Origin of the sequence: Shewanella sp. SR43-8 (genome assembly GCF_014163775.1) — a bacterium.
GTDB classification, from domain to species: Bacteria; Pseudomonadota; Gammaproteobacteria; order Enterobacterales; family Shewanellaceae; genus Shewanella; species Shewanella vesiculosa.
Genome location: NZ_JACJDX010000012.1, coordinates 33,442 through 56,393, shown reverse-complemented (window position 1 = coordinate 56,393; position 22,952 = coordinate 33,442). Strand labels below are relative to the sequence as shown.

Sequence of the window (22,952 nt, the reverse complement as noted above, 5' to 3'; positions counted from 1 at the left end):
CGCTTTAATGGTTAGCTGGTTCATTATTAGCACGTTAATTTTTAAGAGGCTAATCGTTTACATGTTGATCATTAGAAAGACCTAAACCATAACGATAACGTTTAGTACGTTGTCTGGTGTTAAATTGATCGACCAATAAACTCCATATGGGGGAGTCATTAATTTGAGGGTGTTTGCCTTGGCTTATTCGGCGAAGCTGGCGTTTAATGACTGCCATAGTCGCTAGCCCGGCTAAAGGTTTGCTCTGCCAATTCACTGTGGGCATCGCAGGGGTGAACTCAGGTTTTCTGCGCCATATATTGGCTAAGTCAGGATAAAAGGCAAGGGCGCTGGCAATGCCGCATAAGGCAAAGCCGGCATCAACGACTTGTTGCGCAACAGGCAGGCGATAAATGCCTCCCGTTAACATCAACGCAATTGGACTACGCAGAACTAACTGTGCGGTTAAATGTAAAAAGTAAGCTTCTCGAGCTAAGGTGCGCTCATCGGCGCTGCGACCTTGCATTGCGGGGGCTTCATAGCTGCCGCCGGATAACTCGACCATTTCAACTTGATGCGGTGCGAGCATATTAATCACTTTTTCGGCATCGTCGACATCAAAACCACCACGTTGAAAATCGGCTGAGTTAAGCTTTACCGCAATATCAAAATCTGCACCACATTTATGCCTAATTTGCTTGACCACTTCAATTAATAACCTGGCTCGATTCTCTATGCTTGCGCCCCATTCATCATCGCGCTGATTGGTTAACGGTGATAAAAACTGCGCTAACAAATAACCATGTGCGGCATGAACTTGTACACCATCAAAACCCGCTTGTTGAGCCATGCTTGCGGTCGTGACAAAGCGTTGGATAACATCATCAATGTCAGTGGTTGTCATTGCTTTAGGCTGAGAAAACATCGATGAGTGTTTACCTAAATCGAGCGCGACAGCTGAAGGTGCAATATTTTTGCCCCCCATCGCTTTAAATACCTGACGGCCAGGATGATTAATTTGCATCCACACCCTGGCGTTATTTTGCTTGGCTATTTTGGCCCATTGGATAAACGGCTCAAGTGCGCTGCTGGATGTGAGTACCACACCACCAGGGCCTGTCATGGCTAAAGGGTCAATCATCACATTACCGGTAATCATTAATCCAACACCGCCCTTGGCCCAAGCATCGTATAAGTTGAACAATGCTTGATCTGGTTGTTGCTGAACGTTGGCAAGATTCTCTTCCATTGCCGCTTTGACTAAGCGATTGGCAATGATCGCACCATTGGTCAAGGTGTATGGACTAAAAATGGTATTAGCCATCAAATAACATCCTAAGATAAGCTATTGAATTAATGCTTCGTTTATCCTACATGTAGCCTAAATAGTCAATTATGCTCATTAGATAACGATAAAAAAAGCACTGCCACAGGCAGTGCTTTCATCATCTCGTTACTCAATTTAGCGCTAAATTGATATCTAGATTTCGAGCAAACAAAATCCAGATTGATATGTTTTTAAATACGATAAGTTAAGGTTAACTTCGCATTACGCTCTTCGCCAGGAAGACCCCCTAAGAACATGGCCTTATCGAAATACGTTTGATTAAATAGGTTATTAATGTTCAGTTGAATTTTATAACGTTCAACATCATAGCTAATAGCCGAGTCGATGACGCTATAGCTGGGGACATAACCGTCAGGTATGCCAAATGAGCTAGACTGCGTGCTGCGTTCATCGACATATTTAGCGCCTAAACTTAATGACAGTGGCGCAGGTAAGCCCAATGCTGCGGCATAAGTTACCCAAGCGCCTGCAGTAACATAAGGTATGCCTTTTTGGCGTTGTCCATAATCATTACTATTGGGGTTTTGGTTGTCTCTGGCATCTTGGTAAACTGCGTTTACGTTGACTTTCCACTGTTCGCTTAAATATGCATTAAGATCTAATTCAACCCCTTTAGTGTCTTCGCTACCATTATAAAAGTATGGGTCAATGTTAGGCGTGACTGCGCTACTGTCGTAATCTGGATTGCTGTAGGCTACATTGGTTCGTGAGGTTTTAAACAATACTAATGATGCCAGTAATTGGTCATCAAATGCTTTAATCCGAATACCCAAATCATTACTGATTGATTGTGAATCATCACGATCAGCTTCATTACCTTTTACATCACCTAATACACTATAAGTCGTGCGACCTTTAGAGTGATTAATGAATACAGATATATCATCAGTAGGCATATAGGTTAGGCCTAAATTGTAGGTTACACCGTTATCTGTGGTGTCTGCTTCTGGTTGTGGATCCGCTAGGCTACTGCTGTAACGAGCATCAACGCCTAAGTGTTGGTAAGTTTGTTTTATTTCGTTAAAAGCAAACCCAATACGGCTGGTAAATCCGCCGCCTAAATAGCCCACATGTTGTATACCTAACCCCCATGCCGTTACTGATTTATTATAATTACTGGTTAATAACGGATCGTACTCTTCAAACTCTCCCTCGCCCCAATTAGGGTTACGGATGTCATAAATGTACGGCAAGCTTCCTTGATAGGATTGATTGCCATTGGCATCTTTCAATGTGTAATCGGCATCGTAAATCGAATATTGTTTAAAGCGGATGTCGCGGTCTTCAAAGTTAGCATTGACCAGTAATTCGTTACTGATATTGCCGATATCGAAGTCATAGCGCAAATCAGCAAAATACTGCCACGACTTTTCTTCTGCCGAGACTTTGCGATATTCCTGACGACGGGCGGCAAAAGGGTATAAGGTGCCATCCTCAACTAAAGGCGCACGGGGATCTGCATTAATAACGCCATTTCGTCGCCAATAAACGTAATTATAAGCCCCAGTTTGACGTGCAAAGCTGGTTTCGTAATCACGGTGTTGCAACTGCTGATTTAAAAACAAATTATCGGTTAAGTACACATTATGGCTGAGTTTAAAGCGTAACTCTTCACCCTTGTTGTCTTTCGCCATCGGTGAAATAAGACCATTATGGCCAAATTGATAAGGTGTTAAGCCATCGTTTGCACTTAATGAATCCGCTAATTGTTGACGTTGTTGATCTGTTAGCTGTAAGCCATTATTGGTTGGATCATTGATCAAATCCTGCCAGTTCACTTCACCTGCGGTTTTGCCCTCGACAGAGGCGGCACTATAGATGCGGATAGGATGGCCTATTGAGTCGACGGGAATGGCATCATTAATATAAGCCGTTGATAGCATGATGTTTTGATTTTCATTAAGCACATATTTAAGCGAGCCATATATTTCATCGCGATCGGTACCTAGATCTCGATAACCGGTACTATGGGCGGTTTTGGCCACTAAACGGTAGGCTAGGTCGTCAGTTATACCGCCAGTAGAATCAGCCATAAGAGAGTAGGTATCCCATTGACCTACTTCGGCTTCAAACAGTTGTTTGCTGACAAACTCAGGCTTTTTCTCAATAAGGTTAATTACACCGCCCGCGCTGCCCATACCATAAAGCCCTGTTGCTGGACCTTTGAGAACTTCAACAGAACTCACATTAGTCAATGAACGAGTGGGATTAAAGGTGTTACCTAAACCTGCGCCGCCATACATACCATCGTAAGTGTAGTTTGCACCTAACCCTCGTACGACTATGTTATCGCCAATACCATAATTATTACCGGCTTGGGTTACACCACTTATGTTACGCACTAAATCCTGCATATTGGTGATGCCTTGTGAGTCGATGAGTGTCTCATCAACGATCACTACCGCTGCAGGCGTTTCCATAAGCGACATATCAGATTTAGTCGCTAATCCTGAGTTCATTACTACTTGATTTTGTCTGCCGTAAACCGTCATTCGCTCATAGTGTTCTGAGTCTGATGCACTGCTCGAATCACTTGATGCTGGTGCAATAATCTCTGGCGATGGAATAGGTGTTTGGGCATGAACATAAACGGGAAACAATACACTTTGGCAAGCTATAGCAAGTAGTGATAAACGCAGTGGCGACATAACATGGGACCTCTATTAATATTTATGCGAATGATAATGATTATCATAAGTATTGCAATAGTGGCTTAACGGAAATGCTGTAGAAAGCGGCTTTGCTAGATGTGGTTGCTGAACAATTAAACAAGATGAGTGGTAATTAGACAGCGGTGAGGAGCTTTTAAACTGTTAAATCAGCGAGGAATTAGTGAGTCGAGACCATAAAAATCATTAATTATGCTCACAAGGTCAGGACAAAGTGGAATAGTAGCGTTGGTTTTTCGCAGGGTAGTACTTGCCAAATTGTGTATCGAGGTTGAAAAACTTTACCAGTTCATGTCTATAAGAAGCGTTTCCTATTCGCATCTTAGGGGGTTTTGGGTATATAATCTGCCTCCGAAACGGTGTTGTGATAAACGTATAAACGTAAACGATTCACTAACACACCAAAGCACTTAAGGTAATCAAATGAATTTAAAGCTAGAACTGCAGACATTGAATGATAAATTAGACAAGTTTCGTCGCAAATTAGCTGCGGCTGAAGCACGTGGCGACGCCACGATTGTCCTGCAGTTTAAGAAAGAAGTGGCCACTGTTACTAAGCGAATCGCGAGTATTAAAGGCCAACAAACGCGTCAGTTTAGTCAAGAAGGTACAGCACTAAAAGCGCTCGGTTTTAAGCGCACTTTAACCAAAGCTGAACAAGCTGATATGGGTAAGTTAAATAAATCGGTTAAAGGCTTAGTGGTTGTGCATCCTTTAACGGCGTTAGGCCGTGAGATGGGCATAAAAGAAGTCACGGGTTTTGCTCCTGCTAAGTTCTAATATTTTCTTTTACAGTTAGTTGTCGTAAGGTTAATTCATGCCGATAAAATATATCGCAACATCTAAGTTACCCACACCTTGGGGTGTTTTTGCCATGCACGGTTTCGAAGAAATTGCTACTGGTAAAGAACACGTTGCGTTGACATTTGGTCAACTGGATCCCACTCAACCTATGCTAGGTCGTGTTCATTCTGAATGTTTAACCGGTGATGCATTATTTAGTTTACGTTGTGATTGTGGTTTTCAATTACAAGCCGCCATGCAAAGTATCGCTGAAAAAGGCCAAGGCTTTTTGTTGTACTTACGTCAAGAAGGGCGTGGGATTGGCTTACTCAATAAAATTCGTGCTTATGAGCTCCAAGATGCGGGTGCTAATACCGTAGAAGCCAATTTGCGTTTGGGTTTTGAAGCCGACATGCGTAAATACGACATGATTTTGCCGATGTTAACCCAAATTGGGGTGACCAAAGTGAAGTTGATGACCAATAATCCGCGTAAAGTGATGGCAATGCAAAATGTGGGCATTGAAGTAGTGGAACGTATTCCGTTGCAAGTCGGTAAAAATCGCTACAACGAATCATATTTAAAGACCAAGTCCACTGAGCTAGGTCATATGATGTCGGAATATCATTTCCACGATGAATAGTTTGGCACAGAAATAGTTTAAATGATGATGAGACAAGGGCAGAACACACAGCTTATTGGGTCATCATCATTTGCTTCTGCGCGCTTTGCAGCGCTATTTATTCGCTTAATCTTGGTAGCGCTTCTGTTTTTTTGCAGTAGGGGTAGCTATGGATCTGAATTACCTTCACCAACACCCCCTCAATTAATCACAGAACCTGATGCTTCACATTATGCGTTTGCCAATTATTTAGGCAGTGGTATTTATCGTACCTCAGGCCAAAGTGCTGCTGTGGCCAATATTCCTTTGGGGTTTGTGCTTGACTCAAACGACGATTATTTACTTAAACTTCGCTTTACCGCATCGCTGGGTTTTTTTGATTATTCATTTAACGATTTACCTCAAGGCAGCATTCCTAAAAGTGTTGGTACGATAACGTTAACCCCTGGGCTTGAATATCACTGGCGAGTGGATGATAAGTTAACCTTAGAGAGTTATGTTGATTTAGGTTATGGACATAATTTTTCAACTTCCAGCCATGTAGGCATTTTTTCAACTGGCATTTCTGCACTCTATAAGCTCGATGCGCCTTTATTTACTCCAGTATGGGTCAATCGGATTTATTATGCGGGTTATCAAAGTAATCAAAATGACAGTACAGAAGGCTATTCCGTGTTTAAAAGCGGTATTGATTTTGGGGTTAATTATGATTGGCAGTGGCGGGATACTCGGGTTGAACCGAGATTTTTTATTGCCGGACATTGGTATTTCGATAAGCTAAAATTTGTCTCGCCGGTTGGGGATAATGTATTAACCTCATATACTTATGAAATCGGTACTACGTTGGCTTTTTCTAAACCTATTACCTTGAGTGCAATAGGTTTAGACAGTGTTGAAATAGAGCATTTTGGATTAAGTTATCAAGTAGGTGGTGGGCTTAAAGTGTGGCGATTGATTTTTGAGTTTCCGTTATAAGCCCCTGCAATGGTTACCTCTTAATACATTAATTTGAGTTTGTTCCCCAAATATCCGCATTGATAGGTGTTGTCGACTTTTCTGCAGCTGTGCTTGAGCTTGGTTTTGCTGTAGCCGCTTTGTGGGTTGCAGGTTTCGTTGAGGCTACTTTTGCCTTTGATGGCCGAGGTTTAGTCGTAAATGCTCCGCGACTATCTTCTTTAGGTGGCGGCAATGGCAGCTTGTTAGCTTTAAGGTACAAGTATTCAACTTTGTCGCGGGCCCAAGGCGTTTTACGTAAAAACTTCAAGGTTGATTTTACACTCGGGTTATCTTTGAAACACTGAATGTTTATCCTCGATGCGAGCTCTTCCCAGCCGTATTTTTCAACCAGTGAAGTCACTATCGTTTCTAGTTTTATGCCGTGAAGCGGGTTGTTTGCTTGTGTCATGGACCGTGCGAGCTAATTGAGTTTGGTGATATTATACCTATATTGCAACCAAAGAGATATCTACACAAAAACGGCAGCCTAGGCTGCCGTTTTTATTTAATATGAGCGATTATTGCTCTTTGACGAATACGACTTTTTCTTCATCATCTGAATCTATATCGCCTTTACCTTTAGTATTAATAATAATCATTGCGGCAATAATTGCGGTAGTGACTAAACCTGCAATGGTTGATACTGTCATCGGTAAACCCGCACCTAATGTTGATGAGTTCAACATAAAGCTAATGACAACACAGGTCATGAACATCGCTGGTACAGTACAAATCCAATGAAACTTATTATGGCGCAGTAAGTAAGCCGCTGCAGTCCATAGCATCAATACCGCAGTGGTTTGGTTTGCAACACCAAAGTAGCGCCAGATAATGCCAAAATCGACTTGAGTGAGCATTGCACCAACAGCAAATAATGGTAATGCTAGCAGTAAGCGCTTAGGTAGCTCGACTTGTTTAATGTTAAAGAACTCAGCCAAGATTAGACGTGCTGAACGAAATGCGGTATCACCTGAGGTGATAGGTAATACAATCACACCCAAGATAGCCAAGAAACCACCAAATGTGCCTAGTAGTCCATTAGATGCTTCGTATACCACGTTAGCGGGGTTGCCACCCATGCCAGCATTTAATCCTTCCACACCACCAAAGAATGATAATGCAATAGCACACCAAATTAGCGCAATCACACCTTCACCAATCATGGCACCAAAGAACACAAAGCGACCATTTGACTCATTTTCAACACAGCGCGCCATTAATGGAGATTGTGTTGCATGGAAACCCGATACGGCTCCACAAGCAATGGTGATGAATAATGCAGGCCATAGTGGCATGTCATTAGGGTTTAGGTTGCTAAAAAAGTCGCCCATTACAAAGCCTGGCAACATGGTATGTTCACTTGACACTGCTAGGGCTATGATTAGACCCAGTGACATAAATACCAGTAATGCACCGAAGAATGGGTATAAGCGACCAATGATTTTATCGATAGGAACGATAGTGGCAACTAAGTAATAGACAAAAATAATACCAACAAAAATGGTCACATCTAAACCAGTTAGTTTACTCAACAAGCCCGCAGGAGCGGAGATAAACACCACTCCAACTAACAACAATAAGATAATGGCAAAAAAGTTCATAAAGTGTTTGGCGCTTTTGCCTAAATATTTACCCGCTAGGTTAGGAACCGATTGACCGTTATTACGTACCGATAACATCCCCGAAAAATAATCGTGAACGGCACCAGCAAAAATACAACCAAATACAATCCACAACATAGCCGCTGGACCGTATAGTGCGCCGAGAATAGGACCAAAAATTGGGCCGACTCCAGCGATGTTTAATAATTGAATTAAGTAGACTTTGCCTTTAGACATTGGCACGAAATCGACGCCGTCTGTTTGTGTAAAAGCGGGTGTTTGTCTTTGAGTGTTAATGCCGAATACTTTTTCGACAAAGGTCCCGTAAATAAAGTAACCGCCGATGAGTAAAGCAACACAGAGTAGAAACCAAGTCATTTTTATATCTCCCCATTTATATCGTGTGGCCACTTTAAAGCATCAAGGTGGTCAATTGGGGGCGAACTCTGTGACAGGTTGAATGTCTTGCGTAAGCGGTAAATATTCACTGTGAGCGGTTTGACCAGCAGAGTAAATGTGGCCTGTATCACATGTCTTTTGAACTAAATACTATTGAAATCCAAGCAACAGTTTCAACTCTTTGAGATATCTGCGTGAAACAGGAACTTTAGCGCCGCTATGGGTAGTGACTTCTGCGCCGCTGTCGGTGATTTCAATTTCAGAAATTGCACTCGGTGCCAGTAGGTATTGTTTATGACAACGAAAAAGTGCGGTTTTTTGCTCTAAGACTTTTAGGGTTAATTGGGTATGGCTTAAACCTTTATTTGAACACACATGAATACCGCCAACATCACTAACAATAAATTCAACGTCAGCGGTTGCGACAACTTTGAGCTTATTACCACTGTAGCAGGGTAAATGAGCTAATTGCGTCGGTAATATCTGAGACATCCGTTGCGGCGCGATATTGGCTCTAACTTTATCTAAGGTTTGGTTGAAGCGTTTCTCATCGATGGGTTTTAGTAAGTAATCGAAGGCATTGTTATCGAATGCTTTTATCGCATATTCATCAAATGCTGTAATAAATACTGCTCGTGGCATTTGCTCTGGATTTAGCATCGCAAGCAGCTCCATACCATTGATCCGCGGCATTTGAATATCAACAAAAATAAGATCAGGTTTTACAAGGTTAATTTGCTGTAGAGCTTCAATGGCATTACTGCATTGCCCCAACACTCTTATATCAGGATGTTTGTCGAGTAAATCGGCCACTTCTTGGCGGGCAAACAGTTCATCATCAATGATTAGACATGAGATCATTGGTCAATTTCCTTTAACGGTACACGCACACTGACACGGGTGAATTCATCTGCTTTACACTCAACTTCAATACCGTATTGGCTGCCAAATAAATTTTGAATTCGCTTATGGACTAAGTTCATTCCTAAGCCGTCGGTGTTGTTCGATGGTTGATACAAACCGGCGTTATCCGTGACATTAAGCATAAGATCATCACCATCAATTGTCGCCTGTACATTAATAACACCGGCTTCAAGCATACGTGATGTACCATGTTTCACTGCATTTTCAATTAAAGGTTGTAAGGTAAATGCAGGCATTTTTAAGTGATGATAAATACTCGGTATATCAATGCTCACTTGTAACTTATCAATAAAGCGAGCACGCTCAATCGACAAATAAGCGTCTATATGTTCAAGTTCATCAGCCATGGTGACTAGCCCTGTTGTTCGGGTTAGGTTAATGCGTAAAAATTGCGATAATTGCTGCAATAACTGTTTAGACATTTGCGGGTCACGCTTAATAATCGCACTAATAGTGTTGAGAGCATTAAATAAGAAGTGAGGATTCACTTGGGCTTGTAACAACTTTATCTCTGCTTGCATGAGTAAACTTTTTTGCTGTTCAAAGCGCCCATAAAGTATTTGGTTAGACAGTAATCTGGCAATTCCTTCGCCTAAGGTGCGATTAATGTTTAAAAACAGCTTGTTTTTCGGCTCATACAATTTAATCGTGCCAATGACTTCGTCATTACTGCGCAGCGGGATCACTAAGCTTGAGCCTAAGCTGCAGTTTGCGGACAGAGAACATGAATAAGGGGTGTCAACGCCATCGGCAAACATGACACTATTTTGTGCAATGGCCTCGAGAGTGATTTGAGATGAAATGGGTGTATTAGGAATATGGTGGTCAGCGCCAATACCAATAAAGGCGAGTAATTTATTCCTGTCTGTAATGGCTACCGCACCAACTTGGGTTTCTTCTATGACGATTTGCGCAACTTGTTTGCTCGACTCTAAATTAAAGCCCTTTGACAGCAATCCGACACTGCGCTCGGCAATTTTGAGGGCTTTGGTTGAAAAACTGGACGAGAGTTTATCGAACATCGCTTTTTGGTCGCGAACAATACTCATAAACATGGCAGTACCAAGGGAATTAATCAATAACATTGGCGGAGCGATGAGCTTAACTAACTCCCACGCTTGATCAAAGGGTTTGGCGATTAATACAATAATCGACATCTGCATAATTTCAGCCATAAATGTCACTCCAAATACCACCATTGGCTGATAAGCCATTTCAGACTTGCCGGCTTTTTTGAAGTAATAGCTGATCATTCCTGCAGATAAACCTTCTAACGTAGTGGATATTGCACAAGCAACATCGGTAAATCCACCCATAGAATAACGGTGTAACCCGCCGGTTAAGCCAACCAGAAGCCCGGTAATTGGACCACCCAATAATCCGCCTAATACCGCGCCCATTGCACGAGTATTGGCTATCGCTCCTGAGGTTTGTTCTCCAAAGTAAGTTGCCATAATACAAAAGCTTGAGAACACTAAGTAGATGAAGATTTTGTGAGGTAATCGTTTCGATGTTTCGGCAAAGAATTTAAATAATGGCGTTTTACTGACTAAGTAAACGATAACTAAGTAAACACACATTTGCTGTGTTAGTAGTACTATTAACGCCATATTATCTCTTTAGGATGTAATTAAATGCAGTTAAATTGGATTGTTAACACGTGGCTTGTTATTTTGCTTAGAAGCCATCAGTAATTAGTTATTCATGACTGACATCTTAATATTAATTTACCATTAGGGTGATGAACATAAGTGTTCAATATTATATCCTGACTTATGTCGCCAAATATCACCTGCCTAACCTGACAACAGAGCCGTGAACCTAATAATTAACCCGTTGAGGTTAAGTGAATACTCTTATGTTAATGATTACTTTCTGGCGAGTAAATTTGTTTGCTCAGTGCTGCTTTGTTGATAAAACTCATCAATGAGTATTCTGAGTATTTTTGATTTAGCCACTTTACTGACTTTCGCTATTTCGTCTAATTGCGAAATACTTTTTTCAGTTAATGTAAATGTGGCATGGCGATAAATTTTAGTGCTTTTTTTATCTAGCCCTCTTAAGAACTCTTGCGTGTTTGAGGCGATATTGCTTTGGCCATGGGACGCGTCAAGACCTAATGCATATTTATTAGCATCCTCAATAAAGTCATCTACAGATACCTTGACTCGGGTATCTTTGGGTTTCTTGCGCTTAAGATCAGTTAAACTCATAACTATTTTCTGGTGGTATGGCAAAAAGCTCATCAGCAATAGCACGAATTTCATCAGCCGCTTTACCGCTAGGTTCGATTTCCAACACTGAAGAGCCGCTTTCTTCACTATCATCATAGATATTACGGCTAAATGTGACCGAATTAAGGGCGCGTAAACCAAAAGACTCAACCACTTCTTTCGCTTCTAAAATACGCTTACCTTGAGATGGCAGAGCAGGGCACTGTGTTATCACAATGGCAGCAATCATCTTGGGATTAACCATTTTACAAGTACTGAGCATGTCTTCCATGTGAGGTAAGGTTTTAAGATCGCGACGTTTGGGACGAAGTGGGATAACAACATAGGTGGCTACCGACATCGCGGCGCGCATTGCAAGATTATCTTGGCCACCACAATCGACAATCACGTAGTCAAATCGCTCATTTAAACTCAGTAAGTCATTACGGATTTTGCCATAAAGCTGGATGCAATTAATCGCTTTTAGGCTGGGGTCATTATTACGAGCTTGGATCCAGTCTGACGTGGTACGTTGCGGATCGCAGTCAACCATGAGCACATTCGCATCGTGCTTTTGGCTAATATATACAGCAATGTTCTGTGCTAAACAGCTTTTACCACTGCCACCTTTTTCACCGCCAACGAGCAATATCATGTTGTGATCCTTGATGATAGGCGCCTTGTTGCACCGAAAGTTTCGCTAGGTATGTAACTTGATTATAGAGTAGCCATTGAGAGCTGCATAAAAATAATCAACTAAATTAGCTGTAAAGCAATATGGTAACTATTTACTGAACATTCGGAACTACGGCAAACTTGGCCTTTAATGGTATTTTGTTTATCAGTCTTTTCATTAAATGTTAAGGCGATCAAATCCCCAACTTTAAAAGCAGCCTTAAAGTCGATTAACACCCCTTTTCGGGCCAGATCAATACAAATAGCATGATCTGTGCATGATTCACCTTGTGAATTGATCCAATCTAGGCGGATCCGCTCTGCTTCCATATCTACACGTAAAGAACTGCGTTTTTCTTCGAATCCGGTTGGCTCTTGCCCCATTCTGTTTCTCCTTGAAATGATGAGTCTTTATGTATGTTTTTCTGCAATTTGATGTTGATTTTATTTACACGACTTATTTCAATTAATTGGTAAAGTTATAGCATTCTTTTCTAAGATGTTCGTTTAGGGTTTTATCTTTAGCATTAACTCAGTTAATTGTATTCATTTTTAGCATAACGACTTTGTTAAGCAAAACTAAATTTAGCAACCAATGCCGATAAAAAGACTTGGCATTGGCTACCTGAACCACCAAGTTGATTAAGTATCGTAGTCTTGGTTTTTAGGGTAAGGCATTTTTAATTGACCCCAACGGATCACAATTACTGTGCCTGCCAGTAAAATAGTCGACAGTGAAATGGCTAAAATACGCCAATCTTCCATTGCTTTCATGTCTAAAATTAAGTATCGCGCCAATGCCACAATCGCGATATAGAGCGGCATACGAATAGGTAACTTACCTGATTCAATATAATTAACGACCATAGCCAATACTTCAAGATAGATAAATAGTAAGAGTAAATCGGCTAATTCGACAGTCTGAATGACGATCATGTGAAGAATTTCTTCGCCAATAGCAAATACTGTCGCCATAGCGATAATTAATAACACTAGATGTTCGATATTTTTTAAGGTTTTTAATCCTACTTTTCGCAGTAACGGCATACTCATCTTCATCAATAAAATCAAAATACTATTATTGACGACTTCAGGGTATTTTCCCAGTGATCTCGATCGATTTTGTGAGATAAGCTGTGACTTGTTCAATCGATGTTTAATTGAATGAACAACACGGCATCGTTTGCATTGTTATTACATGGGTTAAACGCGCATTGTTAGTGATGGCGATTAGCTCACCGGCAAAGCTTCTTTACTGTATACCGGCCTATTGAGTAATCGTTTGGTTTAGTGCACTGGTTATGGGTTTGCTATTGATGGCGAGAATATCTAAGTCATCGAAAAATGAGCTTTTAATAGCGGATTATGTACCATTGTGGCTAACAGTCATGTCATTTTATAAACATAAAAAAACCGCTCAAGCGAGGCTTGAGCGGTTTTTTTATCAATAAAGGTTAGTTAGCGATTAACGCTTTAAACCTTCATTCAGTAGAGGACGCATAATTTTGACTATCTGAGTGGTTACTTTTGGGCTACCTGCCACAATGTTACCTGAAGTCATATAGTTATGTGCACCCGTAAAGTCGGTCACTGTACCGCCGGCTTCACGACAAATTAAGTCGCCTGCTGCGATATCCCATGGTTTTAAACCTATTTCGAAGAAACCATCTAAACGGCCTGCTGCAACGTAAGCTAAATCTAATGCCGCTGAACCGCCACGACGAACATCGGCACACAATGAAAATACTTCGCCTAAAATGGCCATGTAGCTTTCTGTGTGTTGACGAGCTTTAAATGGAAAACCTGTGCCAATCATAGTGTTGCTTAAATCATTGACGTTAGTTACGCGCATGCGGAAGTCGTTAACCTTAGCGCCTTTGCCGCGAACAGCTGAAAATAATTCTTCACGAACAGGATCGTAAACAACGGCAACTTCAATTTTGCCTTTGTACTGAAGAGCGATAGACACCGCAAAATGAGGAATACCACGAACGAAGTTGTTAGTGCCATCCAAAGGATCAACTATCCAAATGTAGTCTTTATCAGTACCACGGTTTTCACCGTTTTCTTCACCAATAATGGTGTGGTCTGGATAAGATTTACGAATTTGATAAGTAATAGTTGCTTCTGCTTCCTTGTCTACACTAGTCACAAAATCATTAATACCTTTACTGCTTACCTCAACACGGTCAAGTTCAGTATAGGCGCGCATAATAGTTTGGCCAGCAGCGCGTGCAGCGCGTGTGGCAATAGTCAGCATCGGATGCATTGCAATCCCCTGGATGTTAAAGAACGAGTAAAATAGCGCCCGCATTATACTTAATTTAGCCGTTATATCAAATGCAGATTTTCATATAACGTAATTTTTAACGATTGTGTTAATATACGGGCAATATTTTTTGCTAAAAGAAAGTGCTACATGCTCAGTAATATTCGTGTTGTTTTAGTTGGTACCTCACACCCTGGTAATATTGGCTCTACAGCTAGAGCGATGAAAACCATGGGCTTATCAAATTTATATCTCGCCGAGCCAAGAGCTGAGCCTGATGGGCAATCGATAGCACTTGCTGCAGGTGCATCTGATATTCTAAAAAATCTAACTCGTGTTGATTCATTAGAAGAGGCCATTGCCGATTGTAGTTTAGTGATAGCAACGAGTGCTCGCAGTCGTACCCTTGATTGGCCCATGCTTGACCCTCGAGAAGCGGGTTTAAAGTTAACTCAAGAAAGCCTAAATGGTCCGGTTGCTATTGTCTTTGGTCGTGAAAATCATGGCCTGAGTAATGAAGAATTACAGCAATGTACTTATCATGTGGCGATTCCGGCAAACCCAGAATACAGCTCGCTAAACTTGGCTCAAGCAGTACAAATTATTTGTTATGAAACTCGCGTCGCGCATTTAGCGCAAACAGCAACGCCAGTTGTCACAGAAGAATACCCATTAACATCTGAACTTGAACGCTTTTTTGTTCATTTAGAGTCGACCTTGTCTAAAACTGGTTTTGTGATTAAAAATCATCCTGGGCAAGTCATGACTAAATTGCGTCGTTTATACACTCGTGCCCGTATTGAAGCACCTGAGATGAATATTCTTCGTGGCATTTTGACTTCCATTGATAAGAAAATGGATAAACAAGATTAAGCAGTAAAGGAACACACCATGGCCATCATCGCTAGGTTAAAAGAAGACATCGAATCGATTTATCATCGTGATCCTGCTGCAAACAGTACCATAGAGATAATATTTAATTACCCGGGTATGCATGCTATTTGGATACACCGTATTAGTCATAAACTGTGGCTAGCGAACTGGCGTTTTACGGCCCGTTGTTTATCGACATTTTCTCGCTGGCTCACCGGTGTTGAAATTCATCCCGGTGCGACGATTGGCCGACGTTTCTTTATTGACCACGGTATGGGCGTTGTAATAGGTGAAACTGCCGAAATTGGTGATGATTGCACGCTGTATCATAGTGTTACTTTGGGCGGAACAACCTGGCAGCCAGGTAAACGTCATCCTACCTTAGGTAATAATGTGGTGATTGGGGCAGGGGCCAAAGTACTTGGACCTATCACAATGCACGATGGTGCACGTGTTGGCTCTAATTCTGTGGTGGTTAAGGATGTCGCCAGCGATCACACTGTGGTGGGCATTCCTGGACGAGTCGTGTCTTCGCCGACCAACCAGTCAAAAGAAAAAACTGAACGTCGCACTGAGATGGCTAAAAAGTATGGCTTTGATGCGTACGCTGTGTCACCAGATAATCCTGATCCTGTGGCTAATGCCATAGGACAAATGCTTGATCACATGCATTTAATGGACTCGAAAGTACAAGAACTGTGTAATGCCATTCAGCAAATGGGTGGTGAAGTTTGTACTAAAAAGTTACCAGAGTTAAATGTGGATGCATTTGATGAGGCATCGCGAGAAGCCGCGACCATTCGTAAACAAGACATTGATAAGTTCGACCCGAGTATTTAAAATTCAATAAGTCATTGTCGATTCAAGTCAAATAATCAGTTAATAATGCGATTAATTGCCTCGTCGGCATTGAATCTTACAAGATAAAAAGGTTAAATACCCGCGGCGAAATTGGGATCGTTTATAGTCAAACAACATCATAATACTTGAGTGATTTAGTAGGATTAATACTTGACTAAATTACTCGGGTATGTTGAAATTACTGCATACTTTTTGGGAGCAGTACAAGTTATGAAACTTACATCAAAAGGTCGCTATGCAGTGACAGCTATGCTGGATGTTGCGATTCACTCTGCTACTGGTCCTGTGCCTTTAGCTGATATTTCTGAAAGACAAGGAATTTCTTTGTCTTATCTTGAACAACTCTTCGCTAAGTTACGTAAACATGGTTTAGTGTCGAGTGTCCGCGGACCCGGTGGTGGTTACCGTTTAGGTTTAGAAGCCGTAGATATCTCAGTTGGCATGGTCGTGCATGCTGTTGACGAATCTGTAGACGCCACCCGTTGTCAAGGAAAAGGTAACTGCCAAAGTGGTACTCGTTGCCTAACCCATTCTTTATGGGGTGACTTAAGTAAACAAATTTCAGATTTTTTAGATGGTATTTCTCTTGCAGGTTTGATGCAAAAGCGAGATGTAAGATTTATTTCGTTAAAGCAAGATGAGATACAAAAGGAACATAGAGTGAGTCTATAACTCAACTATGTTGATTGATATATCATTATTATTTGTACGTTGTATGTAGCCTCATCTGAGACTGCTGAGTACGGAGTGTATTATGAAGCTTCCTATCTATTTAGATTATGCCGCAACAACGCCTGTAGACAAGCGTGTTGCTGAAAAAATGATGCAACACATGACGATGGACGGCGTATTTGGTAATCCAGCATCGCGTTCACACCGTTATGGTTGGCAAGCTGAAGAGGCGGTTGATATCGCCCGTAATCAAGTTGCTGATTTAATCAACGCTGATCACCGTGAGATTGTATTTACCTCAGGTGCGACAGAATCAAGTAACCTTGCAATTAAAGGTATTGCCCATTTTTATCACAAAAAGGGCAAGCACATCATTACCAGCAAAACTGAACATAAAGCTACGTTAGACACGTGCCGTCAGTTAGAGCGTGAAGGTTACGAAGTCACTTATATGGTTCCTGATGATAATGGCATCATCCCAATGGAACGCTTAGAAGCGGCGATGCGCGATGACACTATTTTAGTCAGCATTATGCACGTGAACAACGAAATTGGTGTGATTCACGATATCGATGCCATTGGTGAGTTATGCCGCGCAAAGGGTATTTTCTTCCATATGGATGCTGCCCAAAGTGCGGGTAAATTACCGATTGATGTGCAAACCACTAAAGTTGATTTGATTTCGATTTCTGGCCATAAAATGTATGGACCAAAAGGTATCGGCGCATTATATGTTCGCCGTAAGCCACGTATTCGTCTTGAATCGCAAATGCACGGTGGTGGACACGAGCGCGGAATGCGCAGTGGCACATTAGCAACTCATCAAATCGTTGGTTTAGGTGAAGCTGCTGTGATTGCCAAACAAGACATGGCTGCTGATAGCGAGCGTATTACTCGCCTTCGCGATAAGTTATGGAACGGTATTAAACACATAGAAGAAACCTATATCAATGGTGATATGGAACAACGCTACAGTGGTATTTTTAACGTGAGCTTCAACTTTGTTGAAGGTGAATCGTTAATGATGGCCTTAAAAGATTTAGCGGTTTCTTCTGGTTCAGCCTGTACTTCAGCAAGTTTAGAGCCAAGCTACGTATTACGTGCATTGGGTTTAAATGATGAAATGGCACACAGCTCAATTCGTTTCTCAATCGGCCGTTTTACTACCGATGAAGAAATTGACCATGCTATCAAAACGATAACTGAATCTATCGATAAGTTACGCGAAATGTCTCCATTATGGGAGATGTTCAAAGATGGTATCGATTTGGATCAAGTTCAATGGGCACATCACTAATTTAGATGGTTAAATTAGTGTAATACCATTATTCGTAAACTGATAACGACACAGATTTTGGAGCAGTATCATGGCTTATAGCGAAAAAGTAATCGATCATTATGAAAACCCACGTAACGTAGGTTCATTTGATAAGAACGACCCATCAATTGTTACCGGTATGGTTGGTGCACCAGCATGTGGTGACGTAATGAAGTTGCAACTTAAAATTAATGCTGATGGCATTATTGAAGATGCAAAATTCAAGACTTATGGTTGCGGCAGCGCAATTGCATCAAGCTCATTAGTGACTGAATGGGTTAAAGGCAAGAGTGTTGATGAAGCAGCGACCATTAAAAATGCTGACATTGCTGAAGAACTAGCACTACCGCCAGTTAAAATTCATTGCTCTATTTTGGCTGAAGACGCCATTAAAGCAGCAATTGAAGAGTATAAAAGCAGACAAGCTAAGTAATACCTGGAGTTAAGATGGCTATTTCAATGACCCCCGCTGCGGCTGATCGAGTAAGATCGTTTCTTGCTAATCGCGGGAAAGGCCTCGGCTTGCGCCTTGGGTTGAGAACATCAGGTTGTTCAGGTATGGCATACGTCATTGAGTTCGTTGATGATCTCAATGACGATGATGAGCTTTATAACATCGATGGTGTGAATATCATCATCGATGCCAAAAGCTTCATTTATTTGCAAGGTATTGAACTTGATTTTGTCAAAGAAGGCCTAAACGAAGGTTTTCAGTTCAATAATCCTAACGCAAAGGGTGAATGTGGTTGCGGTGAAAGTTTCACTGTTTAACCATTATTCACCTGTTAAGTCGTTTTATATCAAACAGTAAGCATGATATCTGCCCATGAATTATTTCGATCTGTTTAATGTTGCACCTGCCTTTGATATCGATACCGCCTTACTTGCAGAGCGCTACCGCGAACTGCAACGGGCGGTCCATCCCGATAAATTCGCGAATGATACCGAGCAAAAAAAGCTGCTATCTGTTCAGCGTACTGCACAAGTTAACGACGGCTATCAAACGTTAAAAAATCCCTTACGCCGTGCTGAACATATGTTGAGCCTGCGTGGTATTGAATTAAGCCACGAAACCACTACGCTCAAAGATGGTACATTTTTGATGCAACAAATGGAGTGGCGTGAAGCGCTTGAAGATATAACTCATAGCAGTGATCCGCAGTCTTCAATTGATGAGCTGTATGATTCATTTGCACAGTTTGAGTCGGTATTATCGGTTAAATTAGCGACGTTATTAGCCAGTGATGATAATGCAGATGCATTATTAGCGGCTGATCAAATTCGTAAGCTAAAATTTATGGCAAAATTGCAAGATGAGCTAGCTCGTATTGAAGATAGCTTGCTCGACTAAATTACCTTAAATTCTGAACCTTATTTATGATTAGCTTGGCTAATCGATAACACAACAAGTTGGAACACTATGGCACTGTTGCAAATTGCAGAACCTGGCCAAAGCGCCGCACCGCACCAGCATCGTCTTGCGGTTGGAATAGATCTTGGTACCACCAACTCACTTGTTGCTGCGGTAAGAAGTGCTCAAGCATTGACCTTGCCTGATGAGCAAGGACGTCATTCTTTGCCTTCTGTGGTGCATTATGGTGATACCAATGTACTCGTTGGCTACGAAGCTCAACAACAATCAGCATTAGATCCACAAAACACTATCGTTTCGGTTAAGCGTTTTATGGGACGAAGCCTTACTGATATTCAGTCTGGCGTTCATCGATTACCCTACGCTTTACACGCGAGTGAAAACGGCTTGCCGGTGTTTACTACGCCTATTGGGCAAGTTAATCCAATTCAAGTGTCTGCCGAAATTTTAAAACCTTTAATTGCCCGTGCGGAAACCACGTTAGGTGGCGAGTTAGAAGGCGTGGTCATTACCGTACCTGCGTATTTTGATGATGCACAACGTCAAGGTACTAAAGACGCTGCAGAATTATTAGGCGTTAAAGTATTACGCTTACTTAACGAACCTACTGCTGCAGCTATTGCCTATGGACTTGATTCGAAGCAAGAAGGCGTGATTGCCATTTACGATTTAGGTGGCGGTACTTTTGATATCTCTGTTCTGCGTTTGAATCGTGGCGTATTTGAAGTGTTAGCCACAGGCGGTGATTCTGCTTTGGGTGGTGATGACTTTGATCATTTACTTGTTAGTCATTTGCAAACAACGTGGAACATCACTGAGCCGAATAATCAGTTAGCACGTCAGTTACAGATTGAGGCTCGCCGGGTCAAAGAAGCATTAACTGAAAATGACAGCGTTGAAGCATCTGTTGTCATTGGCGACCAAACCGTCAGCTGTAGTGTCGATAAAAATCTATTTAATGAACTCATTGGCGCATTGGTGAAAAAAACCATTGGTAGCTGTCGTCGCACTTTACGTGATGCAGGTGTGAGCGTGGATGAGGTGATTGAAACTGTCATGGTCGGTGGTTCAACTCGAGTTCCTTTAGTTCGTGAACAAGTTGAAATATTCTTCAAAAAAACACCGTTGACTTCAATTGACCCTGATCGCGTTGTTGCCATTGGTGCGGCTATTCAAGCCGATATTCTCGTTGGCAATAAACCCGATTCAGACTTATTACTGTTAGATGTGATCCCATTATCGCTCGGTGTTGAAACCATGGGTGGCTTGGTTGAAAAAGTGGTTACGCGTAATACCACTATTCCAGTTGCACGGGCACAAGAGTTTACCACTTTTAAAGATGGTCAAACTGCGATGGCATTTCATGTGGTTCAGGGTGAACGAGAGCTGGTTGACGATTGTCGTTCTTTGGCGCGCTTTACACTGCACGGTATTCCGCCGCTCGCCGCTGGAGCTGCTCATATTCGAGTGACATTCCAAGTCGATGCTGATGGTCTGCTCAGTGTTACTGCGATGGAAAAGTCCACTGGAGTTAAGACATCGATTCAAGTTAAACCTTCATTTGGTTTATCCGATACTGAAATCGCCACCATGCTAAAAGATTCGATGAAGTATGCTAAAGAAGACATTACTCGTCGTATGCTAGCAGAGCAAAAAGTTGAAGCCGCGCGGGTGATAGAATCCCTTAACGCAGCCTTGGCTAAAGATGCTGCACTGCTGGATGAGCAAGAACGTCAACAGTTAGTGGTAGCGATCGCAGAACTTGATGCCGCCGCGCAACAAGACGATATTGATGCTATTGAAAAAGCAATTGCAAATCTCGACGATAAGACTCAAGATTTTGCGTCAAGACGTATGGATAATTCTATTAGAGCGGCGCTTAAAGGGCAGTCGGTCGACAACATATAGGTGAAATGATGCCAAAGTTAGTATTTTTACCCCATCAAGAACTTTGTCCAGACGGCGCAGTACTTGAAGCTGAAGTAGGCGAGACGATTTTAAACGTTGCATTGCGTAACGGTATTCATATTGAACATGCCTGTGAAAAGTCTTGTGCTTGTACTACTTGCCATGTAGTTGTACGCGAAGGATTTGATCAACTCGAAGATAGTGATGAGCTAGAGGATGACATGCTCGATAAAGCATGGGGCTTAGAACCTGAAAGCCGTCTATCTTGTCAAGCTAAAGTGGTTGATTGCGATATGATCATCGATATCCCTAAATACACAGTGAACATGGTGAGCGAAGGCTAGCCTTTACTGGTAGATTAACCCATCAAAATCGTTATTCATTGTGGGTAATTGGTCACAAAAAAAGAGTCAATCTATTAGGATTGGCTCTTTTTTTATCTATGGATATAGCAGTCATTGATTTTAAATATACTCAGCGTATGATGCCGGAAAATTTCTCTTTTGGAGCACTCTGTGCGCATTGCAATACTGTCTCAAGGCCCGCAATTATATTCTACTAAACGCTTAGTTGAAGCTGCATTAGCCCGGGGACATGAGGTCAAGGTTATCAACCCGTTAAAGTGTTATATGAATATTAATATGACCAAGCCTAGCATTCATATGGCGGGCAAAGATTTAGGCCATTTTGATGCGGTTATTCCACGGATTGGCGCTTCAGTAACCTTTTATGGTTCCGCTGTATTACGCCAATTTGAAATGATGGGTGTGTATGCGGTTAATGGCTCCATTGGGATTGCACGTTCACGGGATAAATTGCGTTCAATGCAGCTGTTGTCGCGGCAGGGGATTGGCTTACCGATCACCGGTTTTGCCAATAAACCAAGCGACATCCCTGATTTGATTGATATGGTGGGCGGAGCACCTTTGGTGGTTAAACTACTGGAAGGGACTCAGGGTATTGGCGTGGTATTAGCGGAGACTCGCAAAGCGGCTGAGAGCGTGCTAGAAGCCTTTATGGGCTTAAAGGCTAACATCATGGTACAAGAATATATTGCTGAAGCCAAAGGCGCAGATATTCGCTGTTTCGTGTTGGGTGATAAAGTGATAGCAGCGATGAAGCGCCAAGCAAAGCCGGGTGAGTTTCGATCTAACTTGCACCGTGGTGGCAGTGCAACTTTGGTTAAGTTAACCCCAGAAGAACGTTCTGTTGCACTTCGTGCCGCCAAAACAATGGGGTTGAATATTGCTGGCGTTGATTTACTGCGCTCAAATCATGGTCCTGTGGTGATGGAAGTCAATTCATCTCCTGGTTTAGAAGGCATTGAGAAAGCGACACAAAAAGACGTTGCTGACGCCATCATTAGCTTTATGGAAAAAAGTATTAACAAAACGGTTAAGGCTGCAGAGTAAGATGAATGTTTGCTCATGGAGCATAAATTGCGCCATGTTAATATAAATGACGCAATTA

24 protein-coding genes are annotated in these 22,952 nt (G+C 41.9%); 13 read left to right on the top strand and 11 right to left on the bottom strand.

The window, feature by feature from the left end; all coding sequences use genetic code 11:
* Window positions 1-49: 49 nt before the first annotated feature.
* Together H5114_RS16010 and H5114_RS16005 are read right to left on the bottom strand one after the other, a co-directional pair.
* Complete coding sequence (locus tag H5114_RS16010; RefSeq protein ID WP_182723451.1) at window positions 50-1,303, bottom strand: NADH:flavin oxidoreductase/NADH oxidase family protein; 1,254 nt, start codon at window positions 1,301-1,303, stop codon at window positions 50-52.
* A 194-nt stretch (window positions 1,304-1,497) separates the two neighbouring features.
* Window positions 1,498-3,975: a TonB-dependent siderophore receptor gene (locus H5114_RS16005; RefSeq protein WP_182723450.1), complete on the bottom strand. Its 2,478-nt coding sequence runs from the start codon at window positions 3,973-3,975 to the stop codon at window positions 1,498-1,500.
* A 444-nt stretch (window positions 3,976-4,419) separates the two neighbouring features.
* Between H5114_RS16005 and H5114_RS16000 the strand changes: the two genes are divergently transcribed.
* Genes H5114_RS16000 through H5114_RS15990 form a run of 3 tightly spaced genes read left to right on the top strand, consistent with a single transcriptional unit; the run spans window position 4,420 to window position 6,376 of the window.
* Window positions 4,420-4,776: a YibL family ribosome-associated protein gene (locus H5114_RS16000; protein ID WP_124016093.1), complete on the top strand. Its 357-nt coding sequence runs from the start codon at window positions 4,420-4,422 to the stop codon at window positions 4,774-4,776.
* 37 nt (window positions 4,777-4,813) lie between these two features.
* On the top strand, window positions 4,814-5,422 hold the full coding sequence (gene ribA, locus H5114_RS15995) for a GTP cyclohydrolase II (RefSeq protein ID WP_124016092.1): 609 nt from the start codon (window positions 4,814-4,816) through the stop codon (window positions 5,420-5,422).
* A 21-nt stretch (window positions 5,423-5,443) separates the two neighbouring features.
* Entirely contained in the window at window positions 5,444-6,376 is a 933-nt protein-coding gene (locus H5114_RS15990) for a hypothetical protein (protein WP_182723449.1), read from the top strand.
* A gap of 28 nt (window positions 6,377-6,404) precedes the next feature.
* Here H5114_RS15990 and H5114_RS15985 read toward each other — a convergent pair whose 3' ends face one another.
* The 9 genes from H5114_RS15985 to suhB form a co-directional block, all read right to left on the bottom strand.
* A complete protein-coding gene (locus H5114_RS15985; RefSeq protein WP_182723448.1) occupies window positions 6,405-6,806 on the bottom strand; it encodes a VF530 family DNA-binding protein in 402 nt (133 codons plus the stop codon).
* Between the two features lie 109 nt (window positions 6,807-6,915).
* Window positions 6,916-8,376: a carbon starvation protein A gene (locus H5114_RS15980; protein WP_124016089.1), complete on the bottom strand. Its 1,461-nt coding sequence runs from the start codon at window positions 8,374-8,376 to the stop codon at window positions 6,916-6,918.
* Window positions 8,377-8,547: 171 nt separating this feature from the next.
* On the bottom strand, window positions 8,548-9,258 hold the full coding sequence (gene btsR, locus H5114_RS15975; RefSeq protein ID WP_182723447.1) for a two-component system response regulator BtsR: 711 nt from the start codon (window positions 9,256-9,258) through the stop codon (window positions 8,548-8,550).
* Entirely contained in the window at window positions 9,255-10,931 is a 1,677-nt protein-coding gene (locus H5114_RS15970; protein WP_124016087.1) for a sensor histidine kinase, read from the bottom strand. Before H5114_RS15970 ends, btsR begins: the two co-directional genes overlap by 4 nt.
* Before the next feature lie 258 nt (window positions 10,932-11,189).
* Window positions 11,190-11,534, bottom strand: a complete 345-nt coding sequence (locus H5114_RS15965; protein WP_124016086.1) for a replication protein RepA — start codon at window positions 11,532-11,534, stop codon at window positions 11,190-11,192.
* Window positions 11,521-12,189: an AAA family ATPase gene (locus H5114_RS15960; protein WP_124016085.1), complete on the bottom strand. Its 669-nt coding sequence runs from the start codon at window positions 12,187-12,189 to the stop codon at window positions 11,521-11,523. Before H5114_RS15960 ends, H5114_RS15965 begins: the two co-directional genes overlap by 14 nt.
* 101 nt (window positions 12,190-12,290) lie before the next feature.
* Window positions 12,291-12,593 (bottom strand): PilZ domain-containing protein, encoded by a 303-nt coding sequence (locus tag H5114_RS15955; protein ID WP_124016084.1) that lies wholly within the window; start codon window positions 12,591-12,593, stop codon window positions 12,291-12,293.
* A 258-nt stretch (window positions 12,594-12,851) separates the two neighbouring features.
* Window positions 12,852-13,256, bottom strand: coding sequence for a phosphate-starvation-inducible protein PsiE (locus H5114_RS15950; protein ID WP_124016083.1), 405 nt, complete (start codon window positions 13,254-13,256; stop codon window positions 12,852-12,854).
* Between the two features lie 418 nt (window positions 13,257-13,674).
* Window positions 13,675-14,478, bottom strand: a complete 804-nt coding sequence (gene suhB / locus H5114_RS15945) for an inositol-1-monophosphatase (RefSeq protein ID WP_124016082.1) — start codon at window positions 14,476-14,478, stop codon at window positions 13,675-13,677.
* 150 nt (window positions 14,479-14,628) lie between these two features.
* Here suhB and trmJ point away from each other — a divergent pair, with 150 nt between their 5' ends.
* The 10 genes from trmJ (at window position 14,629) to rimK (ending at window position 22,894) form a co-directional block, all read left to right on the top strand.
* Window positions 14,629-15,351, top strand: coding sequence for a tRNA (cytosine(32)/uridine(32)-2'-O)-methyltransferase TrmJ (trmJ, locus tag H5114_RS15940; protein WP_182699009.1), 723 nt, complete (start codon window positions 14,629-14,631; stop codon window positions 15,349-15,351).
* 18 nt (window positions 15,352-15,369) lie between these two features.
* Complete coding sequence (gene cysE, locus H5114_RS15935) at window positions 15,370-16,191, top strand: serine O-acetyltransferase (protein ID WP_124016080.1); 822 nt, start codon at window positions 15,370-15,372, stop codon at window positions 16,189-16,191.
* 231 nt (window positions 16,192-16,422) lie between these two features.
* On the top strand, window positions 16,423-16,884 hold the full coding sequence (iscR, locus tag H5114_RS15930) for a Fe-S cluster assembly transcriptional regulator IscR (protein ID WP_011637879.1): 462 nt from the start codon (window positions 16,423-16,425) through the stop codon (window positions 16,882-16,884).
* Between the two features lie 82 nt (window positions 16,885-16,966).
* Window positions 16,967-18,181, top strand: a complete 1,215-nt coding sequence (locus tag H5114_RS15925; protein ID WP_124016079.1) for an IscS subfamily cysteine desulfurase — start codon at window positions 16,967-16,969, stop codon at window positions 18,179-18,181.
* Between the two features lie 70 nt (window positions 18,182-18,251).
* Window positions 18,252-18,635: a Fe-S cluster assembly scaffold IscU gene (iscU, locus tag H5114_RS15920; protein ID WP_124016078.1), complete on the top strand. Its 384-nt coding sequence runs from the start codon at window positions 18,252-18,254 to the stop codon at window positions 18,633-18,635.
* A 14-nt stretch (window positions 18,636-18,649) separates the two neighbouring features.
* Entirely contained in the window at window positions 18,650-18,973 is a 324-nt protein-coding gene (iscA, locus tag H5114_RS15915; RefSeq protein WP_124016077.1) for an iron-sulfur cluster assembly protein IscA, read from the top strand.
* Between the two features lie 55 nt (window positions 18,974-19,028).
* Window positions 19,029-19,553 carry a co-chaperone HscB gene (gene hscB, locus H5114_RS15910; protein ID WP_124016076.1) on the top strand — a complete coding sequence of 175 codons (525 nt, stop codon included), beginning with the start codon at window positions 19,029-19,031 and terminating at the stop codon, window positions 19,551-19,553.
* A gap of 69 nt (window positions 19,554-19,622) precedes the next feature.
* Entirely contained in the window at window positions 19,623-21,482 is a 1,860-nt protein-coding gene (hscA, locus tag H5114_RS15905; protein ID WP_182699010.1) for a Fe-S protein assembly chaperone HscA, read from the top strand.
* 8 nt (window positions 21,483-21,490) lie between these two features.
* Complete coding sequence (fdx, locus tag H5114_RS15900; protein ID WP_182723446.1) at window positions 21,491-21,826, top strand: ISC system 2Fe-2S type ferredoxin; 336 nt, start codon at window positions 21,491-21,493, stop codon at window positions 21,824-21,826.
* A 171-nt stretch (window positions 21,827-21,997) separates the two neighbouring features.
* Complete coding sequence (gene rimK / locus H5114_RS15895; protein WP_124016073.1) at window positions 21,998-22,894, top strand: 30S ribosomal protein S6--L-glutamate ligase; 897 nt, start codon at window positions 21,998-22,000, stop codon at window positions 22,892-22,894.
* Window positions 22,895-22,952: the final 58 nt, after the last annotated feature.